The organism is Cupriavidus sp. JZ107 (genome assembly GCF_053903255.1).
The window spans coordinates 525,446-545,536 of record NZ_CP096480.1; the positions used below are offsets into that span (position 1 = coordinate 525,446).

Annotated in this window: 19 protein-coding genes; 11 read left to right on the forward strand and 8 right to left on the reverse strand. The window is 65.2% G+C overall.

Annotated features, from left to right (window positions below):
- Nucleotides 1-54: 54 nt before the first annotated feature.
- Nucleotides 55-1,425 (forward strand): sigma 54-interacting transcriptional regulator, encoded by a 1,371-nt coding sequence (locus M1D55_RS02175; protein ID WP_023264610.1) that lies wholly within the window; start codon nt 55-57, stop codon nt 1,423-1,425.
- 68 nt (nt 1,426-1,493) lie between these two features.
- Here M1D55_RS02175 and M1D55_RS02180 read toward each other — a convergent pair whose 3' ends face one another.
- Nucleotides 1,494-1,844, reverse strand: coding sequence for a helix-turn-helix domain-containing protein (locus tag M1D55_RS02180; RefSeq protein ID WP_456281355.1), 351 nt, complete (start codon nt 1,842-1,844; stop codon nt 1,494-1,496).
- Between the two features lie 21 nt (nt 1,845-1,865).
- Nucleotides 1,866-2,261, reverse strand: a complete 396-nt coding sequence (locus M1D55_RS02185; protein WP_456280969.1) for a hypothetical protein — start codon at nt 2,259-2,261, stop codon at nt 1,866-1,868.
- Between the two features lie 238 nt (nt 2,262-2,499).
- Here M1D55_RS02185 and M1D55_RS02190 point away from each other — a divergent pair, with 238 nt between their 5' ends.
- Both M1D55_RS02190 and M1D55_RS02195 read left to right on the forward strand, forming a co-directional pair.
- Nucleotides 2,500-2,763: a helix-turn-helix domain-containing protein gene (locus M1D55_RS02190; RefSeq protein ID WP_006575377.1), complete on the forward strand. Its 264-nt coding sequence runs from the start codon at nt 2,500-2,502 to the stop codon at nt 2,761-2,763.
- On the forward strand, nt 2,763-4,115 hold the full coding sequence (locus M1D55_RS02195; RefSeq protein WP_456281356.1) for a type II toxin-antitoxin system HipA family toxin: 1,353 nt from the start codon (nt 2,763-2,765) through the stop codon (nt 4,113-4,115). Before M1D55_RS02190 ends, M1D55_RS02195 begins: the two co-directional genes overlap by 1 nt.
- 58 nt (nt 4,116-4,173) lie before the next feature.
- Here M1D55_RS02195 and M1D55_RS02200 read toward each other — a convergent pair whose 3' ends face one another.
- Complete coding sequence (locus M1D55_RS02200) at nt 4,174-6,297, reverse strand: TonB-dependent receptor (protein WP_456280970.1); 2,124 nt, start codon at nt 6,295-6,297, stop codon at nt 4,174-4,176.
- Between the two features lie 223 nt (nt 6,298-6,520).
- On the reverse strand, nt 6,521-7,456 hold the full coding sequence (locus M1D55_RS02205; protein WP_456280971.1) for a LysR family transcriptional regulator: 936 nt from the start codon (nt 7,454-7,456) through the stop codon (nt 6,521-6,523).
- A 152-nt stretch (nt 7,457-7,608) separates the two neighbouring features.
- Between M1D55_RS02205 and M1D55_RS02210 the strand changes: the two genes are divergently transcribed.
- The 3 genes from M1D55_RS02210 to M1D55_RS02220 all read left to right on the forward strand — a co-directional run bounded on the left by M1D55_RS02210 (nt 7,609) and on the right by M1D55_RS02220 (nt 11,601).
- A complete protein-coding gene (locus M1D55_RS02210) occupies nt 7,609-9,129 on the forward strand; it encodes a CoA-acylating methylmalonate-semialdehyde dehydrogenase (RefSeq protein ID WP_456280972.1) in 1,521 nt (506 codons plus the stop codon).
- A 285-nt stretch (nt 9,130-9,414) separates the two neighbouring features.
- Complete coding sequence (locus tag M1D55_RS02215) at nt 9,415-10,401, forward strand: Bug family tripartite tricarboxylate transporter substrate binding protein (protein WP_456280973.1); 987 nt, start codon at nt 9,415-9,417, stop codon at nt 10,399-10,401.
- A gap of 6 nt (nt 10,402-10,407) precedes the next feature.
- Nucleotides 10,408-11,601: a CaiB/BaiF CoA transferase family protein gene (locus M1D55_RS02220; protein ID WP_456280974.1), complete on the forward strand. Its 1,194-nt coding sequence runs from the start codon at nt 10,408-10,410 to the stop codon at nt 11,599-11,601.
- Between the two features lie 31 nt (nt 11,602-11,632).
- On the opposite strand, the gene M1D55_RS02225 is transcribed toward M1D55_RS02220, so the two are convergent.
- Nucleotides 11,633-12,532 carry a LysR substrate-binding domain-containing protein gene (locus M1D55_RS02225; protein WP_064574091.1) on the reverse strand — a complete coding sequence of 300 codons (900 nt, stop codon included), beginning with the start codon at nt 12,530-12,532 and terminating at the stop codon, nt 11,633-11,635.
- A gap of 359 nt (nt 12,533-12,891) precedes the next feature.
- Between M1D55_RS02225 and M1D55_RS02230 the strand changes: the two genes are divergently transcribed.
- Entirely contained in the window at nt 12,892-13,872 is a 981-nt protein-coding gene (locus M1D55_RS02230) for an LLM class oxidoreductase (RefSeq protein WP_456281357.1), read from the forward strand.
- A gap of 241 nt (nt 13,873-14,113) precedes the next feature.
- On the forward strand, nt 14,114-15,292 hold the full coding sequence (locus tag M1D55_RS02235) for an MFS transporter (RefSeq protein ID WP_456280975.1): 1,179 nt from the start codon (nt 14,114-14,116) through the stop codon (nt 15,290-15,292).
- A gap of 25 nt (nt 15,293-15,317) precedes the next feature.
- Here the strand turns inward: M1D55_RS02235 and M1D55_RS02240 are convergent, their stop codons facing one another.
- Genes M1D55_RS02240 through M1D55_RS02250 form a run of 3 tightly spaced genes read right to left on the reverse strand, consistent with a single transcriptional unit; the run spans nt 15,318 to nt 17,325 of the window.
- Nucleotides 15,318-15,824: a 2,4'-dihydroxyacetophenone dioxygenase family protein gene (locus M1D55_RS02240; RefSeq protein WP_456280976.1), complete on the reverse strand. Its 507-nt coding sequence runs from the start codon at nt 15,822-15,824 to the stop codon at nt 15,318-15,320.
- Nucleotides 15,825-15,868: 44 nt separating this feature from the next.
- Nucleotides 15,869-16,303 carry an ester cyclase gene (locus M1D55_RS02245; protein ID WP_006575366.1) on the reverse strand — a complete coding sequence of 145 codons (435 nt, stop codon included), beginning with the start codon at nt 16,301-16,303 and terminating at the stop codon, nt 15,869-15,871.
- A 59-nt stretch (nt 16,304-16,362) separates the two neighbouring features.
- The gene (locus M1D55_RS02250; protein WP_456280977.1) at nt 16,363-17,325 is read right to left on the reverse strand and encodes a Bug family tripartite tricarboxylate transporter substrate binding protein; all 963 of its coding nucleotides are present in this window, start codon (nt 17,323-17,325) and stop codon (nt 16,363-16,365) included.
- A 202-nt stretch (nt 17,326-17,527) separates the two neighbouring features.
- Between M1D55_RS02250 and M1D55_RS02255 the strand changes: the two genes are divergently transcribed.
- The 3 genes from M1D55_RS02255 (at nt 17,528) to M1D55_RS02265 (ending at nt 20,012) form a co-directional block, all read left to right on the forward strand.
- Nucleotides 17,528-18,067: a VOC family protein gene (locus M1D55_RS02255; protein WP_456280978.1), complete on the forward strand. Its 540-nt coding sequence runs from the start codon at nt 17,528-17,530 to the stop codon at nt 18,065-18,067.
- Nucleotides 18,064-18,840, forward strand: a complete 777-nt coding sequence (locus M1D55_RS02260) for an SDR family NAD(P)-dependent oxidoreductase (protein WP_456280979.1) — start codon at nt 18,064-18,066, stop codon at nt 18,838-18,840. The genes M1D55_RS02255 and M1D55_RS02260 overlap by 4 nt, the downstream gene beginning before the upstream one ends.
- Nucleotides 18,841-18,935: 95 nt before the next feature.
- Complete coding sequence (locus tag M1D55_RS02265; RefSeq protein ID WP_456280980.1) at nt 18,936-20,012, forward strand: LacI family DNA-binding transcriptional regulator; 1,077 nt, start codon at nt 18,936-18,938, stop codon at nt 20,010-20,012.
- Nucleotides 20,013-20,091 lie beyond the last annotated feature (79 nt).

Sequence of the window (20,091 nt, forward strand, 5' to 3'; positions counted from 1 at the left end):
CGAGAACCGCGACATGAATACGACCAGCCGCCGTGCGGCCATTGCAGCATCGCCATGAAAACAGACCGCTGGGCCTACGAAAATCTCGAAGTCTACGTATGGGAAGGCAAATACGAATTTGCCGACCGCGTAGCCCGCTTTCTCGCGCCGCTGGGCGCCGAAGTGATCCGCGCCGGCGGGCTCGAAGGCCTGCCGACCGAGCCGCGCCTGAAACTGTCGGTCGCGATCATCAGCGTGTCGGTGATCGGCGCGGCCAAGTTCACCGCGCTCGATTGGGAGGCGGTGCACGGCATGCCTGTGATCTGGGTAGCCGCGCCGACGAGGGACAATGACCCCGGCCGCTTCCCGCCGGAATACGCGCACATCCTGTCCGACGATTTCACCGGCGCCGACCTGCGCGCCCAGCTCGGCAAGCTGCTGCCGCAACTGCTGGCGGCGAGCGAGGTGCAGCCGGACATCGCCGAACTGGTGGCCGGCTCGCCGGCGATGCAGCAGTTGATGTCGCACGTCGATACCTATGCGGACTTCGACAGCAACGTGATGCTGTATGGCGAGACCGGTGCCGGCAAGGAACGGATCGCGCGGCTGTTCCACGAGCGGCACAGCCTCTATGGCAAGGGACCGTTCGTCGCCGTCAACTGCGGCGCGATTCCCGATGGACTGTTCGAATCGCAGTTCTTCGGCCACGCCAAGGGCGCGTTCACCGGTGCGATGTACGCGCACCGCGGCTACTTCGAACAGGCCAACGGCGGCACGCTGTTCCTCGATGAAATCGCCGATCTGCCGTTGTTCCAGCAGGTCAAGCTGCTGCGCGTGCTCGAGGAGAACGTCGTCACGCGGCTCGGCTCGACGCTGCCGGTCAAGCTCAATTTCCGCCTGGTGGCCGCCACCAACAAGGACCTGCGCGAGGCGGTCGGGCAGGGCAAGTTCCGCGCGGACCTGTATTTCCGGCTGGCCGTGATCGAACTGCGGATTCCCAGCCTGGAGGAGCGCGGCGCCGCCGACAAGGTTGGACTGCTCGAGGCCTTCCTGCGGCAGATACTCGGCCGGTCAGGCTACGACGCGCTGCCGCCGATGCCGGATTGGCTCAAGGGCGCGGTCGGTACCGCTTACTTCGCTGGCAACGTACGCGAGCTGCGCAATCTGGCCGAGCGCGTCGCGATCGTCGTCCAGCACGACGGCCTTTGGGACCAGGATCGCATCCGCCCGTTGTTCCGCACGCTGCGCCCGGGCGCGTTCGAGGGCAACGATCGCGGCGTCGACTGGCGTACCGAGGTCGAAGAACGCCGCCGCATCATCGCCGCCCTCGATGCCAATGGCTGGCGTCGCCAGGACACCGCCGCCAGCCTTGGCATCAGCCGCAAGGTGCTGTGGGAGAAGATGCGCAAGTTCCAGATTGCCGACAACGAGGCGGAACCGGCCTGACGAAGTGGGCTGCGGTCTGCGTCGCCGCGCAGCGAAATTGCGCAGAACTTCGCAGCCTTGGCGATCCCCTAGCGGTTCCGCTTCGCCGCCTCATGCTCGAGCAACTGACGCAACTCGGCCCGAATCGTCCGCAACAGCATCACGCGCTCCTCCGGCGTGGGATCGCGCAGAAAGGTGTACGCGTGCAGCGTCAGAGGATGCAACTTGAGGACGCCGGCGATCTGCGCCACCTTGTCCAGCGTCGGACTCTTCTGCCCGCGCTCCAGGCTGCTGACATAGGTGCGGCTCGACACGGTGCCGAACTCGCCCTGCGACAAGCCTCTGGCAGTGCGCGCCGCCCGCAGCGCCGCACCGAAGTGCAAACGCAACCTCGTCTTTTCCGGGTTCAGGGGGACGTCTGAGTCTGAGCCTTGCTGCATCTTCAATCACTGTCATCACATTCATCGTGCGCCCGCCGTCGGCTCGCGCACGGTCAGTCCGCCGCCGAAGGCGAAACCCTGTCCGAAGGGCAGGGCCGGTTGCGCGGGCGCCTGCCGCTGGCGGGAGACCGTGTCCGCGGCGCGGTGGCCATCCGCCGATGAACCGGACAGGATCTGCCGGATACGCGCCAGATACCGCTCGCCGACAGCCCGATTGGTCCGGGCCGCTTCCATGCGGAAGGCGCTGCGTGCCGGCGGACGGATGTCAAGCGCACGGCAGACTTCGGAGACATAGGGCTTCGATTCGCCGTTCAGGCGCCTGGCAGCGAGCCGCACCGCGTCGTCACCGACCTGTTGGCGCAGCCACCGAAGGACAAGACGGTCGTATTCGTTCTGAATCCGGATCAGGTCTTCCATGGGCACTCCCGCAACTGTATGTTTGTACAGGTACTGTAAGGATATACAGTATCAGCGGGGATGCAAGAAAAATGTTGTGAACGGGTCCCCAACGGCGGGTTGCTCGGGTTTTTCACTCGTGATGCGTTGTATTCTTGTTTTACTGGGGATGACGAGTATCCTGGAAATACATAAGATACGAAGTAAATGTAAAGTACAAAGAATTCGTTGTAACTGGCACATGGCATCAAGGGAATGTATGAGCAACTTCACCGTCCGCACCGCGGAGCAACTGCCGCAACTGCTGCAGGCCTTTCGCAAGGAGGCGGGCCTGACGCAGGCGGAGGCGGCGCTGCGCATGGGGGTCAGCCAACAGACCTTGTCCGCGCTGGAACGCAATCCGGCACGGGTCAGCGTCGACAAGCTGATGCGCGTGCTCAGCGTTCTCGGCGTCGAACTCGTGCTGCACAAGCCGGCTCCCCAACCGCGTAAGACCGCATCCTCCAGCCCGCAGGTCTGGTGATCATGGGACGGCGATCCCACACCCGCACGCTCACGCTTTGGATGAACGGCGCACTCGTCGGCACCTGGCACTTCAGCCCGCGTGCCGGCGATGTGCTGCAGTACGCGCCGGAGTGGGTGGCCTCCAAAGCCGGGCGGCCCTTGTCCCTGTCGCTGCCTTTCACGCCGGGCAACGCGCCGCATCGCGGAGACAAGGTGCGGGCCTACTTCGACAACCTGTTGCCGGATACCCGGGAGATTCGCGAGCGCATCGCGCGGCGGTATCGCACCGGTTCGACCGATGCCTTCGACCTGCTCGCCGAAATCGGCCGCGATTGCGTGGGCGCCTTGCAGCTGCTGCCGGACGGGACCGTGCCTGAAGGTGTGCAGCCGGTCGAGGCGGAACCGCTGACCGAGGCTCAGGTCGCGCAGGTGCTGCGCGGCACGCTGCGATCCGCGCCGCCGGGCTTCGTGGACGAACAGGACGAGTTCCGCATCTCGATCGCCGGTGCCCAGGAAAAGACCGCGCTGCTGTACGACAACGGCGCCTGGTGCCTGCCGCACGGGCAGACGCCGACCACCCACATCCTGAAGCTGCCGCTTGGCCTCGTCGGCGGGCTGAAGCTGAACATGACGGAATCAGTAGAGAACGAGTGGCTGTGCTCGCTGATCCTGCGCGAGTTCGGTCTGCCGGTCGCGCACTGCGAACCGGTGCAGTTCGAGGATCTGAAGGCGCTCAGCGTGCAGCGGTTCGACCGCATGTGGTGGCAAAGTCCGGACGGCGATCGTCGCCTCGTCCGGCTGCCGCAGGAGGACATGTGCCAGGCCAAGGGCGTGCCGCCGGCGAGCAAGTACGAAGCCGATGGCGGACCCGGTATCGACAGCATCATGGAAACGCTGGCGGGGTCCACGACGCGCGACGAGGACCGCCGAACGTTCTTCCAGGCACAGGTCCTGTTCTGGATGCTGCGGGCCACCGATGGCCACGCGAAGAACTTCAGCCTGTTCCTGCGCCCGGAGGGCCGGTATCAGCTGACGCCACTCTACGACGTGCTCTCGGCATACCCGATCATCGGAGAGGCGCCCGGCAAGCTGTCGCCGTTCCGGGTCAAGATGGCGATGGCCGTTCGGACGCGCAATGCGCATTACCAGATGCGGGAAATCCAGCGCCGCCATTGGGTCGCCGTCGGCGAGCGGCATGGCGTGATCACGCCCGACGGACGTCCCGCACGGTACGTGGTCGACGATCTGGTCGATCGCGCACCGCGGGTGGCACAGGCGATACGGGAAGCGCTGCCGAAGCGCTTCCCGGAACCGCTGGCCGACTGCATTCTCGATGGAATCCTGGCCGAGGCGGAAAGGCTGGCCGGCTGATCCGCGGGCAGGCCATGCCAGGCCAAGCCGACGTTCCGCCGCAGCCGCTCTGCCTCTCCTAGAAATCCACCGTCATCGCAACCTTGAACGTGCGCGGCGCACCCATCGTCAGATAGCCGCCGTATGCGGACGCCCAGTACGCCTTGCCGGCCACGTTCTCGATGCCGGCGCGCAGCGTGTAGCGCTGCTGCGCCGCCTTGAAGGTGTAGCGGGCACCCAGATCGAAGCGGCGCCACGACGGCAGGCTGACCCGGTTCGCCACGTCGAGATACTGGCGTCCCGTCTGCAGATAGCGGCCCGAGACCGTGAAGCCGGGCACGCCGGGGATGTCCCATTCCGCGCCGACATTGAGCGTGTAGTTCGGTACGCCGACGGCCTTGTTGCCGTCGGTCGCCGGTGAGGCGGTACGGTCCAGCCTGGCGTCGATATAGGCCACGCCAGCCAGCAGACGTACGCCAGGCAGCGGCTCGCCGAACCCGCTCAGTTCGATGCCACGATTGCGCTGTTCTCCGGCCATCGAATAGACATTGCCCTGCAGGATGCCGGACGGTTGCTCGATCTGATAGACGGCGAGCATGGTGCCGAACTTGCCTGCGTCCCACTTGACGCCGGCCTCGACCTGCTTGGACTTGATCGGCGGGAACACTTCGCCGCGGTTCACGGCGGTGTTGGGCGCGGTCGGTCCCTGCGCCAGGCCCTGGATGTAGTTCGCATACAGCGAAACGTTGCGCACCGGCTTGACCACCAGGCCGAAGGCCGGCGACGTGGCCGAGTCGTCGTAATTCGATTGCTGCACGCCCGTATAGCTGTAGCCACGCACGCTCAGGTTCTGCTGCCGCACGCCCGCGGTCAGCAGCACGCGATCGTCGAGGAAGGACAGCGTGTCCGAAATCGCGAACCCGCTCAGGTTGGTCCTGCCGGTGACACCCGGGTGCGCCATGTCGCCGCCGATCAGCGTCGTCGCCGGCCTCGGCGTCTGCACCGGGTCGTACAGATCCGTAGCGAACCGGCCCGTCATCTCGTAAGCGGTGCGCTTGACCGTCTGCATGCCGGACCACGCCAGGTTGACGCGATGCTTGATCGGCCCGGTATGGAAGGTGCCGCGCACGCCCACTTCCTCGGCCGTGGTGTTGGACTTGTACGGTACCGTCAGCCGGGCAGCGGTACCGGCGCCGCTGCCGTCCACCGTCAGCGACGAATAGTTGCCGAACTCGTTGGTGTGGTGGGCGCCGACCGCGAGATAGGTGGTCCAGTCCGGCGCCACCTCATATTCGGCGCGCAAGGTCCCGTAGGTGTCCTCCAGCATCGAATCGGTCCACGCCTGCGCGAAATTGGCGCTTGCCGATGGCACCGCCGGCAGCGTGGTCCCGGTCAGCGACACCATGGGCCGCCCCTGGCGAATGGTCTGCTTCTGGTAGCCGAAGTCCGCCGACACGCGCAGCTTGTCGCCCTGGTAATCGATCCCCGCGGTGAACAACCGCTGCTGGCGGCGCTCGTCGTCGATGGCGGTTTCACCGCCGCGCGCCAGCGCGTTGATGCGCACGCCCCAGCGCTGGTCCTCGCCGAAGCGGCGGCCGATATCGACATGGCCGCCGGCCTGGCCCTGGCTGGTGTAGTCGATGGTGGCCTGGGTCAGCGGCTGGTATGGCGCGAATTTCGGCACCAGATTGATGCCGCCGCCGATGCCCGAACCGGTCGGCGTGACGCCGTTCAGGAACGCGCTGGCGCCGCGGAACACCTCGACCCGATCGAGACCCTCGACCGCCACGAGCTGGCGCGGGGCGATGCCATACAGGCCGTTGTAGCCGATGTCGTCGCCGTTCAGCTGGAAGCCGCGGACCACGAAGGTCTCGGAGAAATTGCCGAATCCCAGGCTGCTGCGTACGCCCGGATCGTTGGCGAGGACATCGGCGACGCTGCGCGCCTGCTGGTTCTGGATCGCTTCGGCCGTGTACGCGGTGATGCTGAACGGCACGTCCATCATGTCCTGGTTGCCGAGGATGCCGAGCCGGCCACCGCGCGCAACCTGGCCGCCGGCATAGGCGGGGGGCGGCTGGTCCGGGGCCGACTCGGCGCGGACGGTGACCTGGGGTAGCGTTTCGGCAGATTGGGCGGCTTCGTCGGCGGTGTTGGACTGCGCTTGCGCCAGGGCCGTCAGCGGCAGGGTGCCGGCAACCGCCATGGCCAGCAGATTCGGCCGGATTCGGCGTGGGCGGTATGGGCAGGACGGCGCGGCGTGGCGGGCCGAGGTTCCGGGAGAAGGGAGGCGGCGGGGAAGACGGAGCGGAGACACAGTGCGGCAATGTCATATTGAAAGCACATAATGATAATCGTTTTCATTATCATTTGTGCCGACATAGCCGCGTTGTGCAAAGGGTCGTCGTCAGGACTCCACAGCCCGCGGCTTACTGCGCCTCGAATCCTTCCTTCAACGCTTCGCGCAGATAGTCCACCAATAGCCGCACCGGCCGCGGCAGCAGCGGGCTATATGGGCGGATCGCATAGATCGCATCGCCAAAGGCCCCCGAAGGCCGCCAGCCGGGCAGCACGCGGACCAGCTTGCCCGCATTCAGATCGGCCTGCGCGGTGAAATCCGGCACCAGCGCGATGCCGAGGCCGCCCAGCGCCGCATCGCGCAGCGCCTCGCTGTTGTCCGCCGCGAAATTCCCCCGGATGCCAACGCTCTGCCGGGCCGCACCGCCTCGGACCGGCTCGAAGCTCCAGGTCGGCTGCTCGCCGCGGCGGAAGTAGTGCAGGCAGTTGTGCGCCGTCAGGTCCGACGGCGACGCGGGCGTGCCGTGGCGCCGCAGATAGGCGCGCGTCGCCACCAGGACGGTACCGGTGCGGCACAGCGTCCAGGCGATATGCGTGTCGGGTGCCCGCGAGGCGTGGCGTACCGCCAGGTCGAACCCTTCGCGCGCCAGCGAGGCGAAGCTGTCCGACAGTACCAGCTCGACGCGGATCTGCGGATACATCGCCAGAAACGGCGGCAGCCGCGGCACGATCTGCTGGCGGCCCAGCGCGACCGGCGCCGTCATCCGAACCAGGCCGCGTGGCTCGCCGCCCATGTCCTTGACGTCGCCGAAGCTGCGTTCGATCGACTCGAACGGTACCCGCGTCGCGTCCACCAGCCGCTGGCCTGCCTCGGTCAGCCGGACACTGCGCGTGGTGCGCTGCACCAGCGGGATGCCCGCCGCGCGCTCGAGTTCCGCAATGCGCTGGCTCATCGCGCCCTTGCTGATGCCGAGCTGCGTTGCAGCAGCGGTATAGCTGCCGACGTCGCCGAGCACGACCAGCGAGTGCAGATGCACCCACAGCGATTCGATCTTTTGCTTGTCCATCGGGCGATTGTTTAGTTCATTGAACAGTGAGTCAAGCGTGGCGCTATTGAATGGGCCGGGGAGCGACGCCTACACTGGGCCCATTCCACCGATTCCAGAACTGATTCCGGAACTGAATCCCGGAACTGAATCCCAGAACCAAGGAGCCCGAGATGACCCAAGCGCATGCCTATACCGACCGTGCCGACGTCGGCCACTACATCGGCGGCCAGCGTACGAGCGGCAGCAGCCAACGCCGGCAGGACGTGTTCAATCCGGCCACCGGTGAAGCCCCGCGCAAGGTCCTGCTCGGTGAAGTCTCTGATGTCGACGCGGCCGTCGCCGCGGCCGCCGCTGCGTTCCCGGCCTGGGCCGACACGCCGCCGATCCGCCGCGCCCGCGTGATGCAGCGCTTCCTGCAGCTGATGAACCAGCATCGCGACACGCTGGCGGCGATCATCACCGCCGAGCACGGCAAGGTCTTCTCCGACGCGCAGGGCGAAGTGATGCGCGGCATCGACGTGATCGAGTTCGCCTGCGGCATTCCGCAACTGCTCAAGGGCGACTACACCGACCAGGTCAGCACGGGCATCGACAACTGGACCATGCGCCAGCCGCTGGGCGTGGTGACCGGTATCACGCCGTTCAACTTCCCTTGCATGGTGCCGTGCTGGATGTTCCCGGTGGCAATCGCGGCGGGCAATACCTTTGTGCTGAAGCCCAGCGAGCGCGATCCGAGCGCGAGCCTGTTCATGGCCGACCTGCTGGCCGAGGCGGGTTTGCCGGCCGGCGTGTTCAACGTCGTGCAGGGCGACAAGGTGGTGGTCGACGCGCTGATCGCGCATCCCGAAGTGAAGGCCGTCAGCTTCGTCGGCTCGACGCCGATCGCGCAGGCGATCAGCGAGCGCGCCGCGCAATTCGGCAAGCGCGTGCAGGCGCTGGGCGGCGCCAAGAATCATCTGGTGGTGATGCCCGATGCCGATCCGGAAATGGCCATCGACGCGCTGATCGGCGCGGCCTACGGCTCGGCCGGCGAGCGCTGCATGGCGGTGTCGGTCGCGGTGCTGGTCGGCGATACCGCCGATCGCCTGATTCCCAAGCTGGCCGAACGCGCCCGCGCGCTGAAGATCGACAACGGCATGAACCCGGAAGCCGAAATGGGTCCGGTGGTCACGCGGCAGGCGCTGGAACGGATCGAAGGCTATATCGGCCTGGGCGTGGAAGAGGGCGCGACGCTGGTGCTCGATGGCCGCAACCATCGCGTGCCGGGCCATGAAGGCGGTTTCTTCACCGGCGCCACGCTGTTCGACAACGTCACGCCGCAAATGCGCATCTATCGCGAGGAAATCTTCGGCCCGGTGCTGGCCTGCGTCCGCGTCAAGGACTTTGCCGAGGCGGTCGAGCTGATCAACGCGCACGAGTTCGGCAACGGCGTGGCGTGCTACACCAGCGATGGCGGCATCGCCCGCGAATTCGCGCGCCGGATCCAGGTCGGCATGGTCGGCATCAACGTGCCGATCCCCGTGCCGATGGCCTGGCACGGCTTCGGCGGCTGGAAGCGCAGCCTGTTCGGCGATACCCACGCCTATGGCGAAGAGGGCGTGCGCTTCTACACCAAGCAGAAGTCCGTGATGCAGCGCTGGCCGCAGAGCATCGGCAAGGGCGCGGAGTTCGCGATGCCGACGGCGAAGTAAGGCGCGCCAAAACGGCGACATCCGGCGGCGCCGGCGGGGTGAATACCCGCCGGCGCCGCTTTTTTTTTGGCCGGACGCTTCGACGCCGGGACGCTGCCCTTGTTCAAGATAGCGAAACATGCGTGGCATGTATGAAGCCCCCCGCGTTAGTTTGCACGTGCTGTTCCCCGCGCTGGATTGACGTCAACGCCGGAATGTCTCGAACGCGAGAACACCGGCATTCGAGCACGCCGATCCCGCCAGCAGGAAGCACCGCGAATATCGGCAGATAAAGGGAGACAAACCATGAACACGCGCAGGCAATGGCTGGCCGCCATGCTGGCACTGACCGCTTCATCGATCGCTTCATCGATGGCGTTTGCCCAGGATAACGAAGGCTGGCCGAACCGCCCGGTCAAGCTGGTCGTCGCCAGTGCGGCCGGCGGCGGTACGGATACGCTCGCGCGGCTTCTTGCCGAGCAACTTGGCTCGGTGTTCGGCAAGCCGTTCGTGGTCGAGAACAAGCCCGGCGCCAACGGCTTGATTGCCAGCGAAACCGTGTCCGCCGCGAACCCGGACGGCTACACATTGCTGCTTACCTATGCCGGCGCGATGGTCGTCAACCCTGCGCTTTACACGCGAGCGCCCGATCCGCTCAAGCGTTTCGAACCGATTGCGCAGATCGGCAGCTTCGGCAACCTGATGGTGGCATCGCCCAAGGTGCCGGTCCACAACCTGAAGGAGCTCGTGGCCTACGCCAGGCAGCGCCCGGGCCAACTCAGCTACGGATCGTGGGGCATGGGATCGGGTGGGCACCTGACCATGGAGAGCTTCCTGAAGAAGGCGAATCTCGCCATGGTTCACGCACCGTACAAAGGCACCGCCGCCGTGGCCACGGACGTCCAGAGCGGTCTGTTGCCCGTCGGCTGGGTCGACGTCAGCTCGCAGATCGGCCTCGTCAAAGCCGGCAGGCTGGTGCCCATCGCCGTCAGCGGCTCCAGTCGGTTGCCGCAGTTCCCGAATGTGCCGACCATGGGTGAGCAAGGCTATCCGTTCCCGACCACCAGCTGGTACGGCATGTTCGCGCCGGCGGGCACATCCGGGGCGCTGGTGGAGCGGTTGAACAAGGAGGTGGTGCGCGCCATCGCGACGCCGGCGTTTCGCGACCGCTTGACCGCGCTGAACCTCCCTGTCGCTCCAGCCCTGACGCCGGCGCAGTTCCGGAAAGTGGTCGCCGACGATACGGTGGCATGGCAACGCATTGCACAGGACGCCGGCGTCAAGCCGGAGTGAGAAGGCATGCAATCCAGCAGTTCATTCGATAAAAGCGGCGTGGATGCGGCCATGTTGGCCGGTCTGCGCGTCGTCGATTTCGGCCAGTTCATCGCAGCGCCGTCGGCAGGACAGGTCCTGGCCGATCTGGGCGCCGACGTGATCAAGGTCGAGCCTCCGGGCGGCGATGCAAGCCGTCGCTCGGGCTGGCAGACGGATGCCTGTGGCCCCATGTTTTCCGCTTATAACCGCGGCAAGCGTTCGATCGTCCTCGATCTGCGCCGCGCGGAGGATCGTGGCGTGGCGATGGAGCTGGTGCGCCGCGCCGATGTGGTGCTGCAGAACGCGCGTCCGGGCGTGATGGAGAAGTACGGGCTTGGCGCCGAGCAGCTTCGGGGGCCGCTTCCTCGGCTTGTCTACGGCTCCGTCAACGGCTTCGGCGACAGTGGGCCGGCGGCGGCGCGTCCGGGCCTCGATATCGCCGCGCAGGCCGAAAGCGGAATGATGAGCATGAACGGAGAGGCCCACGCCGATCCGACACGCGTCGGGTTCACGGTCGTCGATGTGCTGGCCGGCCGTACGCTGGCGACGGGCGTGCTCGCCGCGCTGGCGCGCCGTGGCATCACCGGACAAGGTGCCCACGTCAAGGTGTCGCTGATCGACGTGGCAGCCGATGCGCTGAGCCAGCAATGGGCCGAGTACCAGTTGCTCGACGCGGCGCCGTCACGCTGCGGCAACGGCCAGCCGACGATGGCGCCGGCGGCGGATGTGGTACCGACTGCCGACGGCAGAATCGTGATCTCGGCCTATCTGCAGGACCACTTTGCACGCTTGTGCGAATGCCTGGGACTGCCGGAACTCGCGCAAGACCCACGCTTTCACGACAACGCCGCGCGCGTGGCGAATCGACCGGCTTTGCTCCAGATGCTCGCCGGCGCATTGTCGGCTCTGACCACCGAGGAAGCTTGCCGAACGCTCAATGCCGCTGGGGTCGTCTGCGGCGCGGTGCGCGACCTGCGCGATGCCATCCAATACGCGCAGGCCACGACACCGGAACGAGTGATCAGCGTGCCGTCACCCGGCAACCGGACACTGCGCATGCCGGCCTTGCCCATGACGATCGACGACGGAAGGCCGCGCGATGCTGCGCTTCCCGATCTCGGCCAGCACACGGCCGAGATCCTTGCCGAACTGGACCGGCAGCGGGAAACGATGGCGTAAGCCGCTTCAAACGAGCGCCTCGCGATGAATGTCACGCGGCGCTCGTTTGGCGTTTGGCTTCGTCCAGCAGCCATCGCAGAAAGCTGGCAATGGCCGGCTTCTCCTCCGCCTTGGGCATGGTGACGGCGTAGTACGCGAATTCCGTCGGCCAGGGCCGATCCAGCGCAATTGCAAGCCGACCGCTGGCAATTTCCTCTCGCGCATAGAGATCGCGAACCAGCGCAATGCCTTGGCCGGCTTCCGCCGCGCGGATCAGCAGGAAATCGTCATCGAAGGCGGGGCCGCGCTCGATGCGCGGATCGCTTTCCACGCCCAGCGCCTTCAGCCAGAGACGCCAGTCGGACCGATCCGAATCCTGCAGCAATGGATAGTCGAGGCAATCGATGGCTTCACGGATCGGCGGCCCCTCGGCCAACAATTTCGGACAGGCAACCGGAATCAGTACCGGTGCCATCAGATAGTGCGCTTCCAGTCCAGGGTAATTGCCCAGGCCATGCCGGATCGCGATGTCGACGCGGTCGCGGCGCAAGTCGGCCAATGCGGACGACGCTTCGACACGCACTTCGATATCCGGGTGCCGATCGGTAAATGTGCCCAGCCGCGGCACGAGCCACGATGCGGCGAAGGTGGGCACAGCACTGACGGTCAACGTCTGGCGCGCATTGATGGCGTCCAGCGTGGCAAGGCTGGCTTCGATCTGGTCGAACGCCCGCAACAGGGCCGGATGCACCTGTGCTCCCGCGGGCGTCAGTTCGACGCCGTAGCGTGTACGGCTGAACAGGCTGACACCGGTACGTTCCTGCAGCAGCTTCAATTGCTGGCTGACCGCGCCGGGCGTCACGCCCATCGCATCGGCCGCCCGTTTCAGGCTGCCGTGCCGGCCGGTTTCGACGAAGGCGCGCAATGCCAGCAACGGAAGTACCGAGCCCATGTATTGAGGTTTTCTCTTGTTGGAGTTCAGGGAAATCGAGCATGCAAAGCGGATCGCTCGCATCGCCGATATATGGGGTTTGTGTGTTTAGTCTAGCTGACTTCCAAAGGAAGGCAAACGAGGTTCTTTCCAGGCCGCTATATGGTGCTACTTCGCGGCATGAATTGTGGCGGTGGCCAGCCGTGGAATTTAGCTGAGCTATATATATGAGCCAGATTAAATCGTTTCTTGTCGCGCTTGTTTCGCCATAGAGTTTTCTCTGTTTTACCAATGAGGAAACCGCAATGACATTGAATCCTTTCTCCGACGAGAATCTCCCTGCTGCCGGCATGCCCGGCGCTTCCGCGCCGGCGTTTGCCATGCATGCGGGTTACCGCCGCATGTTCAGTCCCGATGCGCTGACGGTCGGGATCTTCCTTCCCTTGCGGTTCTATCAAGGGGATATGACCGTCCTTTCCGGCCAGGCCGATCTGGTGACCAGGATCGATCGCCTCGGCTTCGCGGCCGTGTGGGTTCGCGATGTTCCGCTGTTCGATCCGAACTTCGGCGATGCGGGGCAGGTATTCGATCCCTTTACCTACCTTGCCTTTCTGGCGGCCGGCACCCGGCGCGTCGCGCTCGCGACCGGAAGCGCGATCTTTACCTTGCGACATCCGATCGATCTGGCGAAAGCCGCCACGACAATCGACCAGCTTTCCGGTGGCCGGCTGGTGCTGGGCATTGCGTCCGGCGATCGGCCAGTCGAGTTTCCGGCCTACGGCATTGATCATGATGGACGTGGCGCGCGTTTTGCCGAGACGGTTGCCTGCTTCCGGCAGTTGATGCAAGGAGGAAAGCTCGACATACGCTCATCGCTGGGAGAGATGCGGAATGTCGAGCTGCTCCCCAAGCCCGTGTCGGGCGCGATTCCGCTGATCGTGACCGGTAGCTCGCGCCAGTCTCTGGAATGGGTCGGTCGACACGCGGATGGGTGGCTGACGTATCCAGGGCCGACATACACCGGCGCCGGTCCGCAACGGCTGGCCGAGAAAATCCGCGCATGGCGAGCGCTGATTCCCGATGGTGGCTTCCGGCCCCATATGACCAACGAATGGATCGAGCTGGTGGACAACCCGAACTATCCGCGCACACCGATGAACGGCGGGTTCATCCTGAAGACCGGCCGCAAGGGCCTGATCGATCTGCTTCAAGAATGGAAAGCGGCTGGCGTCAACCATGCCGCCCTGGGCATCCAGTTTTCGCCGCGTCCCGCCGCCGAGATCCTCCAGGAGTTGGCCGAAGAGGTGCTGCCGTTGTTCCCTTCGCATGAAGGCCCGGAGCCAGCGAACGCCGATTGGTAGCCGGTCCGGGCGCCGCGCATCCATAACAACGTTTTTGTCAGGGTTAATGCCCGCCGTTGCCGATGCTGGCAAAATCCGCACCGTGGCCCGTTGGGGCAAGCCTTGAACCTGCCGAATCGCTGAATTGCATCGCGCAGGTTTTTTACATCGTAATTTCGTACCGATCGATATAAAAATAACCGATATAACACCAATGACAAGCGTGTCCACCACACCCTCTTCGATTCGCACGACGGCGGCCATGCCGTTCGCCGTCTATATCCTCGGACTGACCGTCTTTTGCCTGACCACCTCGGAATTCATGGTGGCCGGCATGATGCCGTCGCTGGCCGCGGCCTTCGGCGTGCCGGTCGAACGCATCGGCTATCTGGTGTCGATCTATGCGGCGGGCATGGTGCTCGGTGGACCGGTGCTGACCGTGGCGCTCGCGCGCGTACCGCTGCGCCCGGCGCTGCTCGGTCTGCTGGCCACGTATATGGCCGGGCAGATCGGCTGCGCGATGGCGGATGATTATCTGGTGATGGCGATCGGCCGTGCGGTGACCGGCATCGCCGCATCCGCGTGCTTCGGCATCGTGCTGTCGATGTGCGCGGAGATGGTGGCGCCGGAGGTGCGCGGGCGCGCTGCGGCGATCGTGATCGGCGGCCTGATGATCGCCACGGTCGCAGGCTTGCCGCTGGCTACGCTGGTCGACCTGCACTTGGGCTGGCGAGCGAGCTTCTGGCTGCTGGTGGTGCTGACCGGCCTTTGTGTGCTGGCGGTGCGTTGGAAGATTCCCGCGACATTGGCCACCAGCACCAACGGCATGCGCAGCGAACTGGCCTCGCTGGCCAATCGCGAGCTGTGGGCCGCCTATACGACCAGCGCGCTGATCATCGGCGCGACCTTTGCCGGCTTCAGCTATTTCGCGCTGGTGCTGACCAAGGTGTCCGGCTTCTCGCCGTCCTCGATTCCCGCGCTGCTGGGCCTGTATGGCCTGGCGACGGTCATCGGCAACGCAATGATCGGCCGCTTCGCCGATCGGCATACGATGCGCATTCTGCTGTGGGGATTGGTCGTGCTGGCAGGCGCGTTGGCCTTGTTTGCCGTCTACGCGGATCAGCCGATGGTTGCGGTCATCGCGATGCTGCTGGTCGGACTGACCGGTGTGTCGCTGAACCCGGCGATGGTGGTGCGCGTGATGCGCGCCGCGCCGCCGGGGCCGCTGGTCAATACGATGCATACCGCGGTAATCAATATCGGCCTGATGTCCGGCTCGTGGCTCGGCGGCGTGGGCATCAGCCAGGGCTGGGGGCTGCGGTCGCCGTTGTGGGTCGGCACGGTGCTGGCGGTGGCCGGCGTGCTGGCTGTGCTGCCTTATGCGTTGCGGCGATCGCAGGTATCTGGTGCGGGCCTTCAGGCGGAGTGCGCGAAGGGATAGACCCGCTTCGCGCGTCCGTTTCCAGTCAATCGCGCGAGAACACGGCACCCTTGCCAGGCCGGATATAGCGCGGCGCCGGAAGGCCCATGGCTTTCGCGGCATTGAGGATGCCGTCCTCGATCGCCCCGGCGTCGCGCACGCCTTGATATTCGCCGTCCTTGAAGATCACGTTGGCGCCGTAGACCACCATGAATCCTTCCGCCGCCTCCTTGGCATCCGCCGGAACGGAAAAGGTATGGACCGAGCCGCCGGGCTCATACAGATAACTGCCGGCGGTCTGGCGATCGTCCGGGTATTCGACGTAGTTCCATTCGCCTTTCGTCGTAAAGAAGTGAACGGTGCCGGTGTGGAAGTGCGGCGGCAGCGTCGTGCCCGGTTCGAACTTGCCGTACAGCACCCAGACGCCGTTCTCGCGGTCGAGGAAGAGCGGAATGATCGTCGAGCCCGGCTCGGAACCTGCGAATTCCGCCGCGTCATGGATATTCACCGTCAGCAGGCGGTCTTGATGTGTGACGACCTTGGGCAAGGCCATGATTTGAATCTCCTCTGATGTGGGATGGTATCTGCTGATACCGTTCACAGAAGACCAAGCGCGCGCAACTTGGCATCGGGCGCCGAGTACGGGCGCTCGCAGATGATCTTGTCCGAACCCGGCGCGAATTCGAACGTGGCGGCGATCCGGATGCGGAAGGTGCGGCCGGTCGGCTCGTAGGTCTTGCCATTGGCCTTCAACGGGCCAAGATGCGTGCCCTGCAGCCAGAATTCGACCAGCACGGTATCGCCATCGGCCGCAATGGCGATGATCTCGTTCTTCAGATCGGGAAAGGGCACCCGCGACGAATCGAAATACCCGCGCACCTCGGCCTCGCCATCGAATACCACCCCACTGCCGTGCATTTCGTAGCGCGGATGCGAGAAGGTATCGATCACGGCGTCCCAATCGTGGACGCACTCCAGTGCCATATGGTCGCGTACGGTCTGGATGCGGGCTTCATTCAGGGTGGAAGACATAGACGATTCGTATGGTGATGTCATGGAAGGGGAACCGCCCGCGTTTGGGCGGCAATGCATCAGTCGAGCGACATGTGCGCCTGCCTGGCGATCGATTTCCACATCGGGATATCGCGCGCATTGATCGCTTGCTGCTCGGTGCCGGAAACGTATTTGGCCGTAATGCCCAGCGACAGCAGCTTGCTGACGACCTCGGGTTCCTTCAGCGTCTTCTCCAGCACTGTCGACAGCTTGTCGACGATCGGCTTCGGGGTCTTGGCGGGGACATACATCGCCCATGTCAATTCGCGGTCGAAGTCGACGCCTTGCTCCTGGTAGCTGGCCACGTTCGGCAGACTCGGCGATCGCTTGGTGCAGACGGCCAGCGCCTTGACCTTGCCTTCCTTGACGAACGGCGTCGCGGTCACCATGTCGACGAAGGCCACGGAGATATGGTTGCCGAGCAGATCGGTGATGATTTGCGAGGTGCCTTTGTAGGGCACGTGCTGCAGCGGGATGCCGGCCTTCTGGCTCAGGATCTCGCCGCAGAAATGTCCGGTCGAGCCCGATCCCCAGCTGGCGTATTGAATGGGCGCCTGCTGTTTGCGGGCCAGCGCCGTCAGCTCTTTCAGATTGCTTGCCGGGTACGAATTCGACGCGACCATGACAATCGACGAATTGCCGATGGTCCCCAGGCTCTGGAAGTCGCGCACCGGATCGTAGGGCAGCTTCGCGTAGGTCGCGGCCGCCAGCGGGTGCGTCGACATGCCGCCGATCATGATCGTGTAGCCGTCCGGCGTCGCCGTCGCCACCGCCTGAGTGCCGATCGTGCCGGCCGCGCCAGGCTTGTTCTCGACCACCACCGGTTGCTTCAGCTGCGCGGCAAAGCGCTCGGCCAGGAAGCGGCCCAGCGTATCGCCGCCACCGCCGGCGGAGAAGGGCAGCAGCATGCGGATCGGGCGCTCGGGATAGGCGGCTGGATCGGCCGCGTGCGCTGTGGCGGCCGCCACGGCCAGCAACGCGGTGGTGAAGAGCTTCTTCATGTCGGGTCTCCAAGGGTGTTCGCCCGTTCTGCGATGCGGGGTTCGGGGTGGCGTTTCCTTGTGTGTGGAAACGTTTCCATTGCAGTGTCGTCGAGCGTGATGCGGGCAGCAATCATGGTTAACGCTATGCTGCGCCGAATCGGCACATGGATTACTGTGTCTTTATGGAAACGTTTCCAATATTCGATGACATGGAGCCAAGATGAGCTTGCTGTTCGGAGGCGTATGCCAAGTCGGCTACGTCGTGCGGGATATCGAGAAGGCGATGCGGCACTGGAGCGAGGTGCTCGGCGTCGGGCCGTGGTTCTACAAGAAGGAAGTCGGCACGACCGAATTTCGCTACTACGGTGAAACGTCGGCCCTGCCGGATCTGTCCATCGCGCTTGCCAATTCCGGCGGCGTGCAGATCGAGCTGATCCAGCAACGCAACGACGCACCGTCGCTCTATCTCGATTCGCTGAGGCACTTCGGCGAAGGCATGCAGCATATCGCGTACTGGACCAACGACCGCTTCGACGAATTCGCCGAGCGGTTGCGTGCCAGCGGTTATGTCGAGGGGCACGGCGGGCGCATGGGCATGCGCGGCCGATTCGCCTATTACGTCCATGCGGACTTGCCGGGCAACATCGTCGAGATCTCGGAAATGTCCGGCGGCAAGGGCGAATACTTTGCCGCGATTGCCGAGGCCGCGAAAGGCTGGGACGGCGCCGATCCGATTCGGCGCATTGGCGCGCTGCAATGAGCGCGGCCCAGGGCACGACGGCGGGCCGGCACGTTGCGGTGGTGACCGGCGCCGCGCGCGGCATCGGGCTCGCGATCGGCAATCGGCTCGCGGCGGACGGATACGCGGTCGCCCTGTGGGATTGCGACGGGTCCCAGCTCGACGATGCCGCTCGCACATTGCAAGGCAATGGCGCACGGGTATTGCCGGTGTCAGTCGACATCACCGATCGCCAACAGGTCGAGCGGGCATTCGCACGGACGGTCGAAACTCTGGGCGCGCCCACAGCGCTGGTGAACAATGCCGCCATCCTCGGACGCAGAGGGCCGACGGTGGAGGCGTCCGTCGACGAATGGAAGCTCGTCTTCGACGTCAATGTGTTCGGCGCATTGCAATGCGTGCAGGCGGTGGTGCCTTCGATGGTGAAGAACGGCTGGGGACGCGTCGTCAACGTGGCGTCGGTCGCTGGCAAGGAGGGCAATCCGTTTGCCGGCGCCTATGCGGCATCGAAGGCCGCATTGATCTCGATGACGAAAAGCCTGGGCAAGGAACTCGCGGAAACCGGCGTACTGGTCAACTGCATCACGCCCAGCGCCGCCGATACCGATATCTTCGGCCAGCACGACGAGAGCCAGCGGGCGCAATTGCAGGCCCGCCTTCTCGAACGCGTGCCCATGAAGCGGTTCGTGCGGGTCGAGGAGGTGGCCGAAATGGCCGCATGGCTGTGTTCCGCGCGCTGCAGCTTCAGTACCGGGGCGGTATTCGATATCAGCGGCGGCCGCGCGATGTACTGATGGGCGGGTAGGGCAGGGCCATCGGATCGACGATAATAGCGGCCCCAGGGCCCGCTACGATTACCGCCAGCTCAGACCTTCAAGCCGGACCATCGATGACCAGCCGAACGCGCACCCCCAGCTCCGACACGCCAGCCCGCGTCACGATCCGCGACGTGGCGCGCGCCGCCGGCGTCTCGGTGGGTACGGCATCTCGCGCACTGAACCGCAGCGGACCCGTCAGCGAGGCCGCGCTCCAGGCCGTCGAACGGGCCGCGAAGGCGCTGGCCTATGCGCCCGACCCCATTGCGCAAAGCATGCGCACCGGCACGTCCGGCGTCGTCGGCCTGCTGGTGTCCGACCTGGCCAATCCGCTCTACGCCCGCATCATCACCGCGGTCGAAGCGCGCCTGCAGCGCGAAGGCTATGCAATGGTGGTCGGCAACACGCATAACGACAAGGCGCAGGAAGAGCTGATGGTCGACCTGTTCCGCCGCCGCCGCGTCGACGGACTGATCCTCGGCCCCTGCGAAACCGAGCGCCCCGATTACCTCGCCCAAATCTCCCGCGACCTCGCCGTCGTGGCCATGGACCGCGACTTCGGCGCGCAAGGTTCCGGCGTCCACGTCGAACACGCCCGCGGTTCCTACGAAGCGACCCGCTACTTGCTCGACCTCGGACACACCCGCATCGCCCTGATGACATCCGACGGCGCCCTGCGCCCCGGACGCGAACGCATCAGCGGCTATCGCAAGGCACTGGAGGAGCGCGGCCTGACCGTCGATACCGCCCTCGTGCGCTCCAGGCGCTCGGCGATGGATCTGTCATTCAGCGATGCACTGGCGCTGCTGTCCGCCAAAGACCGCCCGACAGCCTTCATCTGCCTCGGCACCCGGATCCTGTCCGGTGTCCTGCAAGCGATGAAGCAGACGGGGCACCGCATGCCGCAGGATGTCAGCCTGATCTGCGTGGGGGATAGCGATCTGGCGCAGCTTTATACGCCGGCGATTACTGCCATCGATTGGGATCTCGAGGCGGTGGGGACGGCGGCGGCGGAGATGTTGTTGCGGGGGATTGGGGGCGGTACAGGCCCGGACGATGCGAAGGCGGCCGCGGGGCGGGAGATCCGGCTGGGTACGCGGGTTGTTTTGCGGGAATCGTGTGCGCCGCCTGCGCATGGCGGAAGAACATAGAGGGTTGGCGACAAGGCCCGCTGTGGGCGGGGCCGCGACGTCGCACGCCGGCGTGCCAAGCGCATCGGTACGTGACACG

Bases quoted from the DNA above. Each gene is read 5' to 3' on its own strand.
- M1D55_RS02220 (WP_456280974.1), top strand. From the start codon at position 10,408: ATGCAATCCAGCAGTTCATTCGATAAAAGCGGCGTGGATGCGGCCATG.
- M1D55_RS02190 (WP_006575377.1), top strand. From the start codon at position 2,500: ATGAGCAACTTCACCGTCCGCACCGCGGAGCAACTGCCGCAACTGCTG.
- M1D55_RS02240 (WP_456280976.1), bottom strand. From the start codon at position 15,824: ATGGCCTTGCCCAAGGTCGTCACACATCAAGACCGCCTGCTGACGGTG.
- M1D55_RS02210 (WP_456280972.1), top strand. From the start codon at position 7,609: ATGACCCAAGCGCATGCCTATACCGACCGTGCCGACGTCGGCCACTAC.
- M1D55_RS02175 (WP_023264610.1), top strand. From the start codon at position 55: ATGAAAACAGACCGCTGGGCCTACGAAAATCTCGAAGTCTACGTATGG.
- M1D55_RS02225 (WP_064574091.1), bottom strand. From the start codon at position 12,532: ATGGGCTCGGTACTTCCGTTGCTGGCATTGCGCGCCTTCGTCGAAACC.
- M1D55_RS02255 (WP_456280978.1), top strand. From the start codon at position 17,528: ATGAGCTTGCTGTTCGGAGGCGTATGCCAAGTCGGCTACGTCGTGCGG.
- M1D55_RS02230 (WP_456281357.1), top strand. From the start codon at position 12,892: ATGCATGCGGGTTACCGCCGCATGTTCAGTCCCGATGCGCTGACGGTC.
- M1D55_RS02235 (WP_456280975.1), top strand. From the start codon at position 14,114: ATGCCGTTCGCCGTCTATATCCTCGGACTGACCGTCTTTTGCCTGACC.
- M1D55_RS02180 (WP_456281355.1), bottom strand. From the start codon at position 1,844: ATGCAGCAAGGCTCAGACTCAGACGTCCCCCTGAACCCGGAAAAGACG.
- M1D55_RS02245 (WP_006575366.1), bottom strand. From the start codon at position 16,303: ATGTCTTCCACCCTGAATGAAGCCCGCATCCAGACCGTACGCGACCAT.
- M1D55_RS02260 (WP_456280979.1), top strand. From the start codon at position 18,064: ATGAGCGCGGCCCAGGGCACGACGGCGGGCCGGCACGTTGCGGTGGTG.
- M1D55_RS02200 (WP_456280970.1), bottom strand. From the start codon at position 6,297: ATGGCGGTTGCCGGCACCCTGCCGCTGACGGCCCTGGCGCAAGCGCAG.
- M1D55_RS02205 (WP_456280971.1), bottom strand. From the start codon at position 7,456: ATGGACAAGCAAAAGATCGAATCGCTGTGGGTGCATCTGCACTCGCTG.
- M1D55_RS02185 (WP_456280969.1), bottom strand. From the start codon at position 2,261: ATGGAAGACCTGATCCGGATTCAGAACGAATACGACCGTCTTGTCCTT.
- M1D55_RS02215 (WP_456280973.1), top strand. From the start codon at position 9,415: ATGAACACGCGCAGGCAATGGCTGGCCGCCATGCTGGCACTGACCGCT.
- M1D55_RS02250 (WP_456280977.1), bottom strand. From the start codon at position 17,325: ATGAAGAAGCTCTTCACCACCGCGTTGCTGGCCGTGGCGGCCGCCACA.
- M1D55_RS02265 (WP_456280980.1), top strand. From the start codon at position 18,936: ATGACCAGCCGAACGCGCACCCCCAGCTCCGACACGCCAGCCCGCGTC.